We start from the raw sequence: 15,689 nt of genomic DNA on the forward strand, positions 1-15,689 counted from the left end.
TAAGGGAAGACCATGTCCTCAAAAGCCCCTTTCCGAACCCTGTATTGCACCGCGCTGGCCGGCGCGCTGACCCTGTCGCTGGCCGGATGCACCAGTCCATGGTCGCGTGGGAGATCGGCCGCGCCGCTGCCTCCGGTCACGCATGGCCCGGCCGTCGGCCTGGACTGTTCGGCGAAAGGGCCGCTGCCGCCCGAATGTATCTCGGGTACGGCGGTGGAAGCCGACGCCCTGCAGCAACGCTGACATGGTGGATTGCGTGCCTGAATGGAGACATGCAGGCAATGGCGGCGCGTCGGGGTAGTATCCCACGCCCGCTCTTCTTGAATTCGCACGCAGGATGCTGGCGGTGAACAAAAAATAGGATAATCTCCCTCTCGGGACGAGGTGCGGCACGCCGCCATGATCTGAGAGAGGGTTTTCCTGTGCTTGTTTCGACTTTGCTGTCTCGCCTTGGCGCGCTGTTTGCCGCCGCTGTCATTCTGGCCAGTTGTACGGTTGTGGTGGAGGAAGGGCCGGACCGGCCACGTCCGCCCCGCCCGGATCGTCCGCAGGTCTGCACCATGGAGTACCGGCCCGTCTGTGCGCGTGTTGCCGGCCGCGAACGCACATTCGGCAATATGTGCGCCGCGCGTGCCGCCGGCGCCCGCTTCCTTCATCCGGGCGAGTGCCGCCCGCAGTCGAACCGGCCCGACCGCCCGCAGATCTGCACGCGGGAATACCGTCCGGTCTGCGCCCGCCGTGGCGGCAGCGTCCGCACCTTCGGCAATGCCTGCTCGGCGCGCGCCGAGGGCTACCGCGTGCTGGGCCCGGGCGCCTGCTGATCCGACTGGGGTCCGGGCGGTCCGTCCGCTTGCTCTTGCCCTCTTCCGTTTGCGGGAGAGGGTGTGAGCGCCGTTTCCCGGCTGATCTCTTGCAATTGAGCGGGTCTCGGATGATCTCGTTCGGCCGCGAGCGACCTCAGCGGCGTCTGTTTTCGAGAAAGGCGGTCAGCGACCGGCTGGCATCGAGGATGTGGGCGCGGGTCAGGCGGGCCGCCTCGTCCGCGTCGCCGCGCGCGCAGGCATCGAAGATCGCCTCATGCTCCTGCCGCGCCCGGCGCATGCCGTCGGTCAGGGTCAGCTGGGCGCGCAGATAGCGGTCCACCCGGTCGAGCGACGACCGCACGATCTGCAGATGATAGGGGCGCTCGGAGGCTGCGTAGAGGCTGTAGTGAAAATTGCGGTTGATCGTGCCCCACAGCGAGGGGTCAGCTTCTCCCGCGAAATCCTCCAGATGGCCGCGCGCTTCGTCGAGCCGGCGCGCGTCGAGGCGGGGCACCGCAAGGCGGATCACCTCGCTTTCGATCAGGGCGCGGAACTCGAAGATCTCCTCGACCTCCGCCGTCGAAAGCTCTGCCACCACCGTTCCCTTGTAGCGCTCATTGGTCACCAGCCCGTCCTGCTCCAGGCGCTTCAGCGCCTCGCGCACCGGGATGCGGCTGGTGTTGAACATCTGGGCAATGTGGTCCTGGCGCAGATGCTCGCCGCCGGCCAGCGCGCCCTCGATGATCGCCTTGCGCAGCGCCTCGAAAACGAGGTCCGCCGCCGAAGCGGACTGCCTGACGTCGATCGTTTCGAGTTTCATCGCATCACCTTCGAGCATCGCCTGTCAGAGCGCCTGATAAAGCAATTCGCCGCCGTATGAAATCACCTGGCGTCATCGGCGCCGCGCACGTGAGGGACTCGGACAAGGCCGTTACGCGGAAACGGCGTCATTTCACTATTGTATATTGGATCCAATCTGAGTAAAGACAAGACGGACGATGCGCATTCACCTGCGTATGCGTTCGGGCTGTTGCGGTTGCCGAGGCTGCCAAGGCTGCCAAGGCTGCCAAGGCTGCCAAGGCTCCAGAGGCTCCAGAGGCTCCAGAGGCTCCAGAGGCTCAGAGCCGCTCTGCGCCTCGGGCCATGCGCTGCGGGGATTGGAGGCTGCCGAGGCGTGGACAAGACGGGGGCCTGCGGCGCCGATGCTCAGGCATTCTCGCAGCGGGGTGGCTTGAACCGGCGTCTGCGGGAATGCGGAAGAACCAGGAGATGGAGCGGACAGCGTTTCCGTGAAACGATGCACCGGTCCGGCTGACAGAAGGGCGGCTGCGGCCGCGATGGGAGATCCCGAGAGGAGTTTTGATCATGTGGAATGGCATTTTTCCCGCGGTGACGACGAAGTTCACGGACGGCGACGGTCTCGACCATGACGAGATGGCGCGCTGCTTCGCCTTGCAGATGGAGGCCGGTTGCGACGGGCTGATCGTCTGCGGTTCGCTCGGCGAGGGCTCGATGCTGTCGCAGGACGAGCGCCTTCAGGTTCTGAAGACGGCGCGCTCCGTCGCAGCCGGGAAGCCGGTCCTGATGACCGTTTCGGAAGCAGCGACGCGCGACGCGGCCGCCATGGCGCAGAAGGCCGCAAAGGCCGGCGCGAATGGGCTGATGGTCGTTCCGAGCCCCATCTATCACACCAATCCCGAGGAGACGGTCGCCACGCTGAGCGCCGTCGCGGCCGCCGGCGACCTGCCGGTGATGATCTATTCGAACCGCGTCGCCTACCGCGTCGACGTGACCGTCGACATCATGGAGAAGCTGGCAGGCGACAAGCGTTTCGTCGCGGTCAAGGAATCCTCTGACGACATTCGGCGCACGACCGAGCTGCTCAGCCATTTCGGCGACCGTTTCGATGTCTTCACCGGCGTCGACAATCTGGCGCTCGAGGCGCTGGCCATGGGCGCGGTCGGCTGGGTGGCGGGCCTTGTCGTCGCCTTCCCGCGCGAGACCGTGGCGATCTACCGGCTGGCGAAGGCCGGGCGCATGGACGAGGCGCGCGCCATCTACCGCTGGTTCCGCCCGATGCTCGACCTCGACGTCTCCACCTATCTGGTGCAGAACATCAAGCTCGCCGAGGCGCTGGAGATTGGCACGAACGAGCGCGTGCGCATGCCGCGCATGCCGCTTTCGGGCGAGAACCGCGCGCGCGCCGAGGCGATCATCCGCCACGCCATCGCCACGCGCCCGGCCCTGCCCGACGTGACGAAGCTCGCAGCCTGATTTCATGCGCAAACGGCAGGCTGGCATGACGAAGCATCGCATGACCGGCCCGCTCGCATGCGATACGAAAACGGCAAAACATGACCAGCAGGAGGGCGAGACAGATGGCTTCGGTTGAAGCGGGTGCGATGCGGTTCGACAATTTCATTGCCGGTGAATGGGCCGGCGGCCAGAGCAGGGTCGAGAACATCAACCCTTCCGACACGCGCGACGTGATCGGTCTGGCGGCGCGCTCCGGTGCCGCGGATCTCGACCGCGCCATCGACGCCGCCCACGCGGCGGCGCCCGGCTGGGCCGCCTCGACGCCGCAGCAGCGCTTCGACGTGCTCGACGCCGTGGGCACGGAAATCCTCGCCCGCAAGGAGGAGCTCGGCCGCCTCCTGGCGCGCGAGGAGGGCAAGACGCTGGCCGAGGGCATCGGCGAGGCGGCGCGCGCCGGTCAGATCTTCAAGTTCTTCGCCGGCGAGGCGCTGCGCCTGCCGGGCGAGCGGCTGGCCTCGGTCCGTCCCGGCATCGAGATCGACATGCGCCGCGAGCCGGTCGGCGTGATCGGCCTGATCACCCCGTGGAACTTCCCCATCGCCATCCCCGCCTGGAAGGTCGCGCCGGCGCTCGCCTACGGCAATGCCGTGGTGCTGAAGCCCGCGGAGCTGGTGCCCGGCTGCGCCTGGGCGCTGGCCGACATCCTGTCGCGCTCCGGGCTGCCCGCCGGCGTCTTCAACCTGGTCGGCGGACGCGGCTCTGAGCTCGGGCCGCGCATGATCGAGAACCCGAAGGTGAAGGCGATCTCCTTCACCGGCTCCGTGCCGACCGGGCGCGGCATCGCCGCCGCCTGCGGCCAGCACCTGAAGAAGGTGCAGCTCGAGATGGGTGGCAAGAACCCGCTCGTGGTGCTCGACGACGCCGATCTCGATGTCGCCGTGGGCGCGGCGCTCAACGGCGCGTTCTTCTCCACCGGCCAGCGCTGCACCGCGTCGAGCAGGCTCGTCGTGACGGAAGGCATCCACGACCGTTTCGTGGCGGCGCTGACGGAGAAGCTGAAGGCGCTGGTGGTGGGCGACGCGCTCGACCCGAAGACGCAGATGGGGCCGGTGGTCGACGAAAAGCAGCTCGAGCAGGACCTCGCCTATGTGGAGATCGCGCGGCAGGAGGGCGGCAGGCTGGCCTTCGGCGGCGATCGCCTGACACTGGACAAGCCCGGCTTCTACATGGCGCCGGCCCTGTTCACCGAGACCACCCATGCCATGCGCATCAACCGCGAGGAGGTGTTCGGCCCGGTGGCGAGCGTGGTCCGCGTCAGGGATTACGACGAGGCGCTGGCGGTCGCCAACGACACCGATTTCGGCCTGTCGTCGGGCATCTGCACCACCTCGCTCAAGCATGCCAGCGACTTCAAGGCGAAATCCCAGGCGGGCATGGTGCTGGTCAACCTGCCGACGGCGGGCGTCGATTACCATGTGCCGTTCGGTGGCACCAAGGGATCGAGTTTTGGCGCGCGCGAGCAGGGCCGCTATGCCGTCGAGTTCTACACGACGGTCAAGACCGCCTATACGCAGCCCTGACGGAGGTGACGCGGTGCCGGTAGACAACAGGGTCGATGTGGCGATTGTCGGCGCCGGCATCATCGGCATCGCTACGGCCTTTCGCCTTGCAGCGGCAGGCCGCAGCGTTGCCCTGATCGAACGCGACGAACCGGCCAATGCCGCGAGCCGCGGCAATGCCGGGGCCTTCGCGTTTCCGGCGATCATGCCGCTCGCCTCGCCGGGCATTCTCCTGAAGGCGCCGAAATGGCTGGTCGACCCGCTCGGGCCGCTGTCCATCCCGCCCGCCGAGTTTCCCTCGCGGCTGCCCTGGCTCCTGCGCTTCTTCCGCGCTTCGATGCTGGGACGCCTGGAGGCGAGCACGGCGGCGCTCGCCGCGCTCAACCGGCTGTCGCAGAGCGAGACCGCCGCCCTGACCTTCGAAACCGGCACCGGTGGCATGGTGCGCGCCGACGGGGCGCTGGAACTCTACCAGAGCGAGGCCGAATGGCGGGCGTCCCTGCCGGGCTGGCGACGCAGCGAGGAAGCGGGCGTCGTCGTCGAGCATGTCGAGGGCGGGCGGCTGGCCGAACTCCAGCCGGGCCTCTCGTCCCGGCTGGTCAAGGGCGTGTTCCTGCCGCAATGGCAGACGGTCGGCGATCCGCGCGCCTATGCGCTGGCTTTGCTGGCGGCGGCACGGGCGCACGGCGTGCGGTTCGTCACCAGCGAGGTTGCGCGCCTTGCGCCGGACGCGGACGGCGTGACCCTGACCCTTTCGGGCGGGGATGCGCTCAGGGCGGACCATGCCGTGCTTTCCGCCGGCCCCTGGTCTGGCGCCCTGGCCGCATCGCTGGGCGACCGGCTGCCGGTGACGCCGGAACGCGGCTACAACACCACCCTGCCGCCGGGCGCGTTCGACCTGAAGCGGCAGCTGATCTTTCCCGCCCATGGCTTCGTGGTCACGCCGCTCGAGACCGGCATCCGCGTCGGCGGCGCGTCGGAACTGGCGCGGATCGAGCGGCCCGCCAACTTCAGGCGGGCGCGGCACATGCTCGACAAGGCGGCCGGCTTCATGCCCGGCCTGAAGCGCGAGGGCGGCATCGAATGGATGGGGTCGCGGCCCTCCATGCCCGACTCCCTGCCGGTGATTGGCCGCTCGTCGGCCAGTCCACGGGTCATCCATGCGTTCGGCCACGGCCATCTGGGCTTGACGCAGTCGGCCGCGACGGCTCGACTGGTTTGCGAACTGGTGCTCGGCGAGGCGCCGTCCATCGACATCGGGCCGTTCAGGCCGGGCCGTTTCTGAGAGGAAGAGAGACATGGCGGTCAGCACCTTCACCTGCATCGACGGCCACACCTGCGGCAATCCCGTGCGCGTGGTCGCCGGCGGCGGGCCGCTGCTCGAGGGCGCGACCATGCTCGAGCGGCGGGCGCATTTCATCGCTGAGTACGACTGGATTCGCACCGGGCTGATGTTCGAGCCGCGCGGCCACGACATGATGTCGGGCGCGATCCTCTATCCGCCGACGCGCGAGGATTGCGACACGGGCATTCTCTACATCGAGACCTCGGGCTGCCTGCCCATGTGCGGCCACGGCACCATCGGCACCATCACCATCGGTATCGAGAACGGGCTGATCCGCCCGCGCGAGCCGGGCGTGGTGCGTCTCGACACGCCAGCCGGCCTGGTGGTCGCCGAGTATGAGCAGCAGGACCGCTTCGTCGAGAAGGTGCGGCTGACCAATGTCCCGTCCTTCCTGCACGCGCGCGACGTCAGGGCTGAGGTCCCGGGGCTTGGGGAACTGACGGTCGACATCGCCTATGGCGGCAATTTCTACGCCATCGTCGAACCGCAGGACGCCTTCCGCGACATCGCCGATCACACGGCCGGCGACCTGATCGGCTGGAGCCGCGCCCTGCGCGCGGTGCTGAATGCCGGGCACGACATCGTCCATCCCGAGAAACCCGAGATCAGCGGCCTGCGCCACATCCTGTGGACCGGCGCGCCGACGAAGCCGGAGGCGCATGCGCGCAACGCCGTGTTCTACGGCGAGAAGGCGATCGACCGCTCGCCCTGCGGCACCGGCACCTCGGCGCGCATGGCGCACTGGCATGCGCTGGGAAGGCTGAAGGCCGGCGACGCCTTCGTGCATGAAAGCATCATCGGCTCGATGTTCGAAGGGCGGGTCGAGGCGGAGACGGAAGTGGCCGGCCGGCCGGCCATCGTGCCGTCCATCGCCGGCTGGGCGCGCGTCACGGGATACAACACCATCCAGATCGACGACCGCGACCCCTATGCGCACGGCTTCGTCGTCGTCTAAAGCATTTTGCAGTCAGTTGGAATCACCTGACGTCCGCATAAATGCGGAAAAACAAGGAGATAGAGCGGTATGCAGTCAGGTGGACTCACCTGACGCCCGCATAAACGCTGAACGGGTCTAGGGAGCAAGGCATGAAGATCACCGCCATCCGCGTCCACCAGGTCGACCTGCCGCTGAAGGAAGGGCGCTATTCCTGGTCGAACGGCAATTTCGTCGAGGTGTTCGATTCTACCGTGGTGGCGATCGAGACCGATGCGGGACTGGTGGGCTACGCCGAGTGCTGCCCGCTGGGCTCGGCCTATCTGCCGTCCTACGCGCGCGGGGTACGCGCCGGCATGGAGGAGGTGGCGCCGAAGCTGATCGGCCTCGACCCGACCAATCTGGGCGCGGTCAACCGCGCCATGGACGCGGCTTTGAACGGTCATCCCTATGTCAAGGCGCCGCTCGACATCGCCTGCTGGGACCTGTTCGGCAAGGCGTCCGACCTGCCGCTCGTCACGTTGCTCGGTGGCATCGCGCAGGACGAGGTGCGCCTCTATCGCGCCATCTCGCAGGAAGCGCCGGAGACGATGGCGAAGAAGATCGCCGGCTACAAGGCGGAGGGCTATACCAAGTTCCAGCTCAAGGTGGGCGGCGACGCGGACGACGACATCGCCCGCATCCGGGCCTGCCGGGAGATCCTCGACGACACGGACATCCTCGTCGCCGACGCCAACACCGGCTGGACCCGGCACGAGGCGGCGCGCGTGGCGGATGCGGTCGCCGACCTCGACGTCTATATCGAGCAGCCCTGCGCCAGCTATGACGAATGCCTGTCGATCCGCCGGCGCACGGCCAAGCCCTTCGTCATGGACGAGACCGTCACCGGTCTGGAGATGCTGGTGCGCGGACTGGCCGACGATGCGTTCGACGTCATCAACCTGAAGATCTCGAAGGTCGGCGGCATCACCAGGGCACGCACCATGCGCGACGTCTGCGTGGCGCACGGCATTCCGATGACCATCGAGGACACCTGGGGCGGCGACATCGTGACGGCGGCGATCGCCCATCTGGCACAGGCGACGCCGTCCGACTTCGTCTTCTCGGCGACGGATTTCAACTCCTACGGCACGAAGACGATCGCCGCCAACGCGCCGCGGCGCGTCGGGGGCGGTATGAAGGCACCGATGGGGCCCGGGCTGGGAGTGGAGCCGGACTTTGCCGTGCTCGGGGCGCCGGTTCTCTCCTTCGGTCGGTGATTGATTACAATTTTAGGAAAAATTTACCCTACCGGCAGTCCGGGTCGCATCCGGCCGTTGATTTTGGAACGATTTTGCCGCTCACGGTTTAGTATCACGAGTGAAATTCGCGTGAACGAGCAATGAGATGCAGAAATCAGACAACAGAGATGGGAGATTAGCCGGCGCAGTTGATGCCGATGTCGCGCGCCATGTCGGTCAGCGTCTCGGCAACCCCGACAATGTCCGTCGCCTGCGGGCGCTGCCGCAGTTTTCCGTCGAGCCGGACCTCCCCGACCAGTTCAAGAACCTTCTGGGGGCGCTCGACCGGGCCGAGAAGCGCGCGGAATAGAGCATTTTGCAGTCAGGTGGGATCACCTGACGTCCGCATAAATGCGGAAAAACAAGAAGATAGACCCGTTCGGCGTTTCTGTGAAACGTTGAACGCGTCTAGGACCAACGCGCTGGTAGCGCGGTTGAACCGACGCTGGAAACGCAAACGAGGCCGGAGTGCCTGGCGCTTTCCGACCTCGCTGGATCAAATCAAAATCAGACGATCAGGCTGCGCGGCTCTTCTTGGGCAGAAGGCCCTCGCGCTGCGCCTGCTTGCGCGCCAGCTTGCGGGCGCGGCGAATGGCTTCGGCATGCTGCCGCGTGCGCTTCTCCGAGGGCTTCTCGTAGGCGCGGCGCGCTTTCATTTCACGGAAAACACCTTCGCGCTGCAGTTTCTTCTTCAGCACGCGGAGAGCTTGATCGACATTGTTGTCGCGAACGATGACCTGCAATGGACTTCCTTCTACGGTTGGCGTTCCGGAACGGTGGGTCGCTTCACAGAAACGCCGCTCCATTTCCTTGTTTCCTGCATCCATGCGGATGTCAGGCGAGCCCGACTGCAAGATGCAAATGGTTGAGCGCGGATACGGCACCGAAGGGGCGCGAACAGCAGCTCGATTGCCTAAATTCCGCATCAATGCGAGGGCCGGACCGGTGTCTGACGGCAGGGATGCGCAAAAGCGTCCGTCCAGGGACGACTCAGGATGAGGCGCACCATATCAGAAGTTTCGCGGAATGCACCCCACTGGGACCCATATAGGGAGAAAAGCTGGAATTTCCAGCTTTCAGGCGGGAATCCGCCGCCACGCATAGGAGCCGGGGGCTGCTGCGGCACGGGCCGCCGGCTGGTAATAGAGCGGAACGCCCGCCTCCTTGCCGGCTTCGAGCTGCGCCAGCGTGCGCGGATTGGCAATCGCGAGACTGGAGAAGCCGACGCGCAGCATATGCGCGACCTGGTCGATCAGGACATTGCCGGTGGCGCGGATCTCGCCGCGATAGCCGTGCCGGGTGCGCAGCAGCTCGGCCTTGGAATAGCTGCGCCCGTCGTTGAACGCCGGGAAAGCAAGCGCCACGAGCGGCAGGCGGGCAAGAGAGGGCAGAAGTGCGTCGAGCGTCTCGCCCGGCAGCACCTCGACGCCGATGCGCGCCATCTCGCGCTCGCGCAACGCGGGATCGAGCGCTGAGAAGACGGCGAGCGGCAGGATCACCTTGCCGGCCTCTTCAAGCGCGGATGCGTCCTCGCCGCGCCGCCAGGCGTCGTCCTGAAATCCCTGTTCGGTCCACAGCCGGGTTTCGGTGGTGCTCATCGGAACGTCCTATTGTGACGGGGCAAGGGCGGTTTCGAGACCGGGCAGGTGAATGCCGCATTCGGTCTTGGCCTGGCCGGCCCAGCGGCCGGAACGCGCGTCCTCGCCGGGCTTCACGGGGGTCGTGCAGGGAAAGCAGCCGATCGACAGATAGCCGAAGGCGACCAGCGGGTTCTGCCTGAGATCGTGCTTCACCATGTAGGCGGCCTGGTCTTCCGTGGTCCAGCGCGCCAGCGGGTTGACGCGGATGCGCGGACCGACCGCCTCGAACACTGGCATGTCCGCGCGGGTGGCCGCCTGGCCACGCTTGCGGCCGGTGAACCAGGCGCGGTAGGGCGCGACGGCGCGGGCCATCGGCTCCACCTTGCGGATGGCGCAGCAGCCGTCGATATCCGTCCGGTGCAGCAGGCCGTCGGGATCGCCGGTGGCCAGGGCATCGTCGAGCGGCGCGATGACGACGATGTTCGTCAAGCCCAGATCGTCGGCGAGCTGGTCGCGATAGTCGAGCGTTTCGCCGAAATGCTGGCCCGTGTCGAGAAAGGTCACCGGCAGGCCGGGTTCGGCCTCGGCGATCAGGTGCAGCAGGGCCGCCGAGTCCGCGCCGAAGGACGAGGTCGCCGCGATGCCGCCTGCGTCGCGGAAGAGGTCGATCGCCACGGCGATGATCTCTTCCGCCGGCAGGTGGCCGTAGCGCGCGTCGAGATCGGCGGCGAAGGCGGCGGTTTCGCTTTCGATGCCCGGGGTCAAATCAGGCTGCCCTGGCTTCGTGGCCATAGAGCGCTTCCTTGAAGGGTGCCTGGCCAAGGCGCCGGTATGCATCGAGGAAGGTTTCCTCGCGGCCCTGCCGGTGCGCCAGATAGGTTTCGACGATGGTTTCGACCGCATCGGTAATCTCCTCGGGGCCAAAACCCCGGCCGATGATCTCGCCGATGGTCGAGCCTTCGCGTGCCGAGCCGCCCAGCGTGATCTGATAGAGCTCCGCGCCCTTCTTCTCGACACCGAGAATGCCGATATGGCCCACATGGTGATGCCCGCAGGCATTGATGCAGCCGGAGATCTTGACCTGCAAATCGCCGATCTCCGCCTGCCGCGCCTGACTGGCGAAGCGCTGCGAGATCTCCTGCGCGACGGGGATCGAGCGGGCATTGGCGAGCGCGCAATAGTCGAGGCCGGGGCAGGCGATGATGTCGGTGATCAGGCCGGCATTGGCAGTCGCCAGCCCGATCTCCACCAGGGCCGCGTGCAGTGCCGGCAGGTCGGCGCGCGCCACATGCGGCAGGATCAGGTTCTGCTCGTGGCTGACGCGGATCTCGTCGTTCCCGTACTGCTCGGCAAGGTCGGCGATGGCGTCCATCTGGGCGTCGGAAGCATCGCCCGGCACTTCGCCGATGCCCTTCAGCGAGATGGTGACGCAGGCATAGTCCGGATTGCGGTGCGTGGTGGCGTTGCGGCCGAGCCAGTCGGCAAAACCGGGATTGGTCTTGCCCGCCGTGGCGACGGCGCGGTCACCCTCGGGCCGTGCCGCGAGGCGCGGCGGCTTGAAATAGGTTTCGATGGCACGGATATCCGCGTCCGGCAGCCTGAGCTCGCTGTCCTTCAGCGCGGCATATTCCGCCTCGACGGCCGCCGTCAGTTCCTCGGTGCCGGTCTCGTGGACGAGAATCTTGATGCGCGCCTTGTACTTGTTGTCGCGCCGACCGTTGAGATTGTACACACGCAGGATCGCCGTCGTGTAGGACAGGAGATCCTGTTCCGGCAGGAAGTCGCGGATCTTCTTGGCGACCATCGGCGTGCGGCCGAGACCGCCGCCGACATAGACCGCGAAGCCCAGCTCGCCCTTGTCGTTCTTCTTCAGGTGCAGGCCGATGTCATGCACCTCGATCGCCGCCCGGTCGCGCTCCGCGCCCGTCACCGCGATCTTGAATTTGCGCGGCAGATAGGAGAATTCCGGATGCAGCGACGACCATTGCCGCAGGATTTCCGCATAGGGGCGGGGATCCGCCACCTCGTCGGCCGCGGCGCCGGCGAAATGGTCCGCCGTCACGTTGCGGATGCAATTGCCCGAGGTCTGGATGCAGTGCATCTCCACCTCTGCCAGCTCCTCGAGGATCTTCGGCACGTCGGTGAGCTTCGGCCAGTGGAACTGGAGGTTCTGGCGCGTGGTGAAGTGGCCGTAGCCCTTGTCGTAGGTCCGCGCGATATGGGCGAGCTTGCGCAGCTGCCGTGGCGACAGCGAGCCATAGGGAATGGCGATGCGCAGCATGTAGGCGTGCAGCTGCAGGTAGACCCCGTTCATCAGCCGGAGCGGCTTGAACTCGTCCTCCGTCAGCGTGCCGGAAAGGCGCCGCGCAACTTGGTCGCCGAATTCGGCAACGCGGGCTTTCACGAAGGCATGGTCGAACTCGTCGTAGCGGTACATGGCGGGACCCTGCGGTTCAGGCTGCGTGCTGCGCGGCGTTGCGCGCCTGCTTGCCGAGATCGGGATGGATCGAGGGGCCGCCGGCGCGGATGCGCTCGCGCAGGCGGCTTGGGAGGACGCGGCCGTCCGACAGGTCGATATCGACCAGCGTGACGTCGAGCACGAGATTGGCGGCGAGCGCCGCATCGCCGGCGGCCGACAGGCGCTCCTCGGCTTCCTTGTCGCGGGCGACATGGGCGGCGTCGATCGTCTCGACCCAGCGGTCGCCGGCGCCGAGCCAGACGGTTTCGCCATCGGTCAGGCGGTTGGCGGCAAGGATCTTCATCAGGCGCGCTCCAGTTGGTGCTTACGGGCGGCGAGCGCCTGTGAACGCTCGAAATTGGCGCCGGCGACCGCATCGCCGATCAGGGTCATGACCGGGCCGGTCAGCTCGTGGCGTTCGGCCAGCGCCGGCAGGTCGGCCAGCGTGCCGTGCAGCAGGCGCTTGCCGTCGAGGCTGGCATTCTCGACCACGGCGACGGCGGTGTCGGGCGACATGCCGGCCTCCATCAGCCGGCGCGAGACGTCCGCGGCGACCGAGCGCCCCATATAGACGGCGATGGTCGCGCCGGAGACGGCGAGGCTCGCCCAGTCGGGCAGGGTACGGCCCTTCAGGTCGTGGCCGGTGGTGAAGACGATCGACGAGGCGATGCCGCGCAGGGTCAGTGGCAGCTCGAAATCGGCGGCGGCGGCGAAGGCGGCGGTGACGCCCGGCACCACCTCGTAGGAAATGCCGGCCTCGCGCAGCGCGGCCATTTCCTCGCCGGCGCGGCCGAAGATCAGCGGGTCGCCGGATTTCAGGCGCACCACGCGCTTGCCCGCGCGGCCGAGTTCGACCAGCAGGTCGTTGATCTCGGCCTGGCTTTTCGAGTGGCAGCCCTTGCGCTTGCCGACCCCGATGCGCTCCGCGTCGCGGCGGCCCACGGCGATGACGGCTTCCGGCACCAGTGCGTCGTGCACGATCACGTCGGCTTCCATCATGAGGCGCTGGGCGCGCAGCGTCAGAAGGTCTTCCGCACCGGGACCCGCGCCGACGAGCGCGATATGGCCGGGCAGGTCGCTGCCGGAGGCGAGCAGGGCGGAGGCGCTGCGGCGGGCGGCGGCAAGGTCGCCGCGCTCGGTGGCGCGGGCCGTCTCGCCAGTGAAGAACGTCTTCCAGAAGCGGCGCCGGGGGAGACCCTTCGGCACCAGCCGCTCGACCGCATCGCGGTACTGGGTGGCGAGATGGGCGAGCGCGCCCAGAGAGGGAGAGAGCATCTGGTCGATGCGCGCCCGCACCATCTGCGCCAGCACGGGACCGGCACCTTCCGTGCCGATGGCAATCGCCAGCGGCGCCCGGTTGACCAGCGCCGGCGTGTAGAAATCGCACAGCGCCGGACGGTCGACGGCATTGACCGAAATGTTCCGGGCGCGCGCGTCGGCGACGATGGCGCGGTCCTGCGCTTCGTCGTCGGTAGCGGCGAAAACCAGCACGGCCTTCTCGATGTAGCGGGACGTATACGGCGCGGCGATCAGCCGGGCGCCGTTGGCGGCCGCCCAGTCGGCGAGCGCCGCCTCGGGCGCGTCGGCGACGATTGTGATCTCGGCGCTCGACTGGCCGAGCAGGCGCGCCTTGGCAAGCGCCTCCGCGCCATTGCCGACGATGACCACGGCACGGCCCTCCACCCGCACGAACACGGGGAAAGCGGCAAGCTTTGCGTTGTCTGGCGCCATGGGTCGCGAGCCTTTGTGAAAGATGCCCGGAATAATGACGATCCGCCGGCCTTTTCACGAGAAACGCACTCGCGCGGCCCGCTGGCTGCGCAAGATCGGTTTTCCCCGGCGATGCTTTCCGGCAGCAAATCCTTCCCCGGACGACAGCGCCGCGCGTCTTGCGAGACGCGCAAAGGACGTTGTCGCACTTTGAAAGAGTGCGAGGTGCATCGGCGGAACGGGAGGCTGCCGCCGGCGTTCTGCATCAGGCAATGCTGAAAAGGAGACCGAAATGGCTGATATCCGGCTGGTGCATGATATCTGGGTTCTCGTCGCCGATGGCGAGAAGGCACTGTTCCTGCGCAACGAGGGCGACGCCACCTATCCCAATCTCCAGGTCGTGCGGCAGATGCACGAGGAAAACCCGCCGACCCGCGAACAGGGCACGGACAAGCCCGGCCGTTTCAACGATGGGCACGGGGTGCATCGCAGCGCCGTCGATGAAACCGACTGGCATCGCATCGAGAAGGAGCGCTTCGCCGCCGATATCGCCGAGCGGCTCTACAAGCTGGCGCATCGCGGCACGTTCGACCGGCTGGTGCTCGTCGCCCCGCCGCTGGTGCTGGGCGAGCTGCGCAAGGAAATGCACAAGGAGGTCGGGGACCGTGTGGTCGGCGAGATCGCCAAGACGCTCACCAACCACACAGTGGGCGACATCGAGAAGGTGCTGACGCAGTAGGGGCGAATGCTTCGCTCCCAAACCCCATCCGGTTCAGACGTGCTGCCCGCCATTGATGTGGATCTCCGCGCCCGTCACATAGGACGATTGGTCGGAGCACAGGAAATAGATCGTGTTGGCGACTTCCGAGGTCTGCCCGAGGCGGCGCAGTGGCAGCGTTTCCACCAGCTTTTCGGTGCCGGGCGACAGGATCGAGGTCTCGATCTCGCCCGGCGCGATGGCGTTCACGCGGATGCCGTGCGGGCCGAAATCGGCGGCCATCTCGCGTGTCAGCGCCACGAGCGCAGCCTTGGAGGTGGCGTAGGCCGTGCCGGCGAAGGGATGCACCCGGCTGCCGACGATGGACGTGACGTTGACGATCGAGCCCCTGGCGGCGGCCAGTTCCCGGAACAGGCCGCGCGCCAGCATGATCGGCGCGAAGAAGTTCACCTGGAAGACGTCGCGCCAGACATGCATCGGCGTTTCGATGGAATCCATGCGCTTGCCGCCATCGAGCTTGGGCGAGATCGCTGCGTTGTTGATCAGCGCGTCGAGACGGCCGCCGTTCTTCTCCAGCCGGTGGCGGATCTCGCCGATGGCGATGCCGACGCCTTCCTGGTCGGACAGGTCGAGCTGGATGTGGTCCTCGGCCCCTGCGGGCCACGGGCAATCCTCGGCAAAGGCCTGCCGGGAGCAGGTGATGACGCGCCAGCCTTCGCGCGAGAAGCGCTTGACGGTCGCATGTCCGATGCCGCGGCTGGCGCCGGTCAGAACCAGTGTCTTTCGCTCGTCGGTCATGCGCCGCTCCCTGTTTCGCCTTATGTAGGCGAGCCGATCCGGGAAAGCGATAGGCAAACAGGAGACGCGGAGTCTAATTTCCGAGGATGATGTCGAGAATGGAAGCCGGCCGTTTCTGCGGCGCACCGCCGACATCGGCGGGCGGCACGGGGCGGCGGATCGACGCGGTGCGGTCCGTCCCGCCGGGCGCGGGGATCGCTGCCGGCGGCGTCGGCCGTGCGTTGCGCGTGGCCGCCTGCGGCGCCTCG

The 15,689-nt window shown here is 67.1% G+C and carries 17 protein-coding genes; 9 read left to right on the plus strand and 8 right to left on the minus strand.

Annotated elements, in window-relative coordinates; all coding sequences use genetic code 11:
- Positions 1-12: 12 nt before the first annotated feature.
- Both NA2_RS21900 and NA2_RS08440 read left to right on the plus strand, forming a co-directional pair.
- Complete coding sequence (locus tag NA2_RS21900) at positions 13-243, plus strand: hypothetical protein (RefSeq protein WP_157188166.1); 231 nt, start codon at positions 13-15, stop codon at positions 241-243.
- Positions 244-560: 317 nt separating this feature from the next.
- A complete protein-coding gene (locus NA2_RS08440) occupies positions 561-821 on the plus strand; it encodes a Kazal-type serine protease inhibitor domain-containing protein (RefSeq protein WP_008596179.1) in 261 nt (86 codons plus the stop codon).
- Between the two features lie 136 nt (positions 822-957).
- Here the strand turns inward: NA2_RS08440 and NA2_RS08445 are convergent, their stop codons facing one another.
- The gene (locus NA2_RS08445; protein ID WP_051011608.1) at positions 958-1,623 is read right to left on the minus strand and encodes a GntR family transcriptional regulator; all 666 of its coding nucleotides are present in this window, start codon (positions 1,621-1,623) and stop codon (positions 958-960) included.
- Between the two features lie 545 nt (positions 1,624-2,168).
- Here NA2_RS08445 and NA2_RS08450 point away from each other — a divergent pair.
- From NA2_RS08450 to NA2_RS21905, 6 genes are all read left to right on the plus strand, one after another.
- A complete protein-coding gene (locus tag NA2_RS08450; protein ID WP_008596183.1) occupies positions 2,169-3,077 on the plus strand; it encodes a dihydrodipicolinate synthase family protein in 909 nt (302 codons plus the stop codon).
- Positions 3,078-3,181: 104 nt separating this feature from the next.
- On the plus strand, positions 3,182-4,639 hold the full coding sequence (locus tag NA2_RS08455) for an aldehyde dehydrogenase family protein (RefSeq protein ID WP_008596184.1): 1,458 nt from the start codon (positions 3,182-3,184) through the stop codon (positions 4,637-4,639).
- A gap of 13 nt (positions 4,640-4,652) precedes the next feature.
- The gene (locus tag NA2_RS08460) at positions 4,653-5,903 is read left to right on the plus strand and encodes an NAD(P)/FAD-dependent oxidoreductase (RefSeq protein ID WP_008596185.1); all 1,251 of its coding nucleotides are present in this window, start codon (positions 4,653-4,655) and stop codon (positions 5,901-5,903) included.
- A 13-nt stretch (positions 5,904-5,916) separates the two neighbouring features.
- Complete coding sequence (locus tag NA2_RS08465; RefSeq protein WP_008596187.1) at positions 5,917-6,918, plus strand: 4-hydroxyproline epimerase; 1,002 nt, start codon at positions 5,917-5,919, stop codon at positions 6,916-6,918.
- Between the two features lie 131 nt (positions 6,919-7,049).
- On the plus strand, positions 7,050-8,156 hold the full coding sequence (locus NA2_RS08470) for a cis-3-hydroxy-L-proline dehydratase (protein ID WP_008596188.1): 1,107 nt from the start codon (positions 7,050-7,052) through the stop codon (positions 8,154-8,156).
- Between the two features lie 127 nt (positions 8,157-8,283).
- Positions 8,284-8,487, plus strand: coding sequence for a hypothetical protein (locus NA2_RS21905; protein ID WP_008596189.1), 204 nt, complete (start codon positions 8,284-8,286; stop codon positions 8,485-8,487).
- A 205-nt stretch (positions 8,488-8,692) separates the two neighbouring features.
- Here the strand turns inward: NA2_RS21905 and rpsU are convergent, their stop codons facing one another.
- From rpsU to cysG, 6 genes are all read right to left on the minus strand, one after another.
- Complete coding sequence (rpsU, locus tag NA2_RS08480) at positions 8,693-8,920, minus strand: 30S ribosomal protein S21 (protein ID WP_008596190.1); 228 nt, start codon at positions 8,918-8,920, stop codon at positions 8,693-8,695.
- A gap of 333 nt (positions 8,921-9,253) precedes the next feature.
- On the minus strand, positions 9,254-9,775 hold the full coding sequence (locus NA2_RS08485) for a DUF934 domain-containing protein (RefSeq protein WP_008596191.1): 522 nt from the start codon (positions 9,773-9,775) through the stop codon (positions 9,254-9,256).
- A gap of 9 nt (positions 9,776-9,784) precedes the next feature.
- Positions 9,785-10,549, minus strand: coding sequence for a phosphoadenylyl-sulfate reductase (locus tag NA2_RS08490; protein WP_008596192.1), 765 nt, complete (start codon positions 10,547-10,549; stop codon positions 9,785-9,787).
- The gene (locus NA2_RS08495) at positions 10,524-12,194 is read right to left on the minus strand and encodes a nitrite/sulfite reductase (RefSeq protein WP_008596193.1); all 1,671 of its coding nucleotides are present in this window, start codon (positions 12,192-12,194) and stop codon (positions 10,524-10,526) included. Before NA2_RS08495 ends, NA2_RS08490 begins: the two co-directional genes overlap by 26 nt.
- A gap of 16 nt (positions 12,195-12,210) precedes the next feature.
- Positions 12,211-12,519, minus strand: coding sequence for a DUF2849 domain-containing protein (locus NA2_RS08500; RefSeq protein ID WP_008596194.1), 309 nt, complete (start codon positions 12,517-12,519; stop codon positions 12,211-12,213).
- Positions 12,519-13,946: a siroheme synthase CysG gene (cysG, locus tag NA2_RS08505; protein WP_008596195.1), complete on the minus strand. Its 1,428-nt coding sequence runs from the start codon at positions 13,944-13,946 to the stop codon at positions 12,519-12,521. The genes NA2_RS08500 and cysG overlap by 1 nt, the downstream gene beginning before the upstream one ends.
- A 271-nt stretch (positions 13,947-14,217) precedes the next feature.
- Between cysG and NA2_RS08510 the strand changes: the two genes are divergently transcribed.
- Positions 14,218-14,664, plus strand: coding sequence for a baeRF12 domain-containing protein (locus NA2_RS08510; RefSeq protein ID WP_008596196.1), 447 nt, complete (start codon positions 14,218-14,220; stop codon positions 14,662-14,664).
- A gap of 33 nt (positions 14,665-14,697) precedes the next feature.
- Here the strand turns inward: NA2_RS08510 and NA2_RS08515 are convergent, their stop codons facing one another.
- On the minus strand, positions 14,698-15,441 hold the full coding sequence (locus NA2_RS08515) for an SDR family NAD(P)-dependent oxidoreductase (protein WP_008596197.1): 744 nt from the start codon (positions 15,439-15,441) through the stop codon (positions 14,698-14,700).
- Between the last annotated feature and the right edge of the window lie 248 nt (positions 15,442-15,689).

It is taken from the genome of Nitratireductor pacificus pht-3B, from assembly GCF_000300335.1.
GTDB lineage: Bacteria > Pseudomonadota > Alphaproteobacteria > Rhizobiales > Rhizobiaceae > Nitratireductor > Nitratireductor pacificus.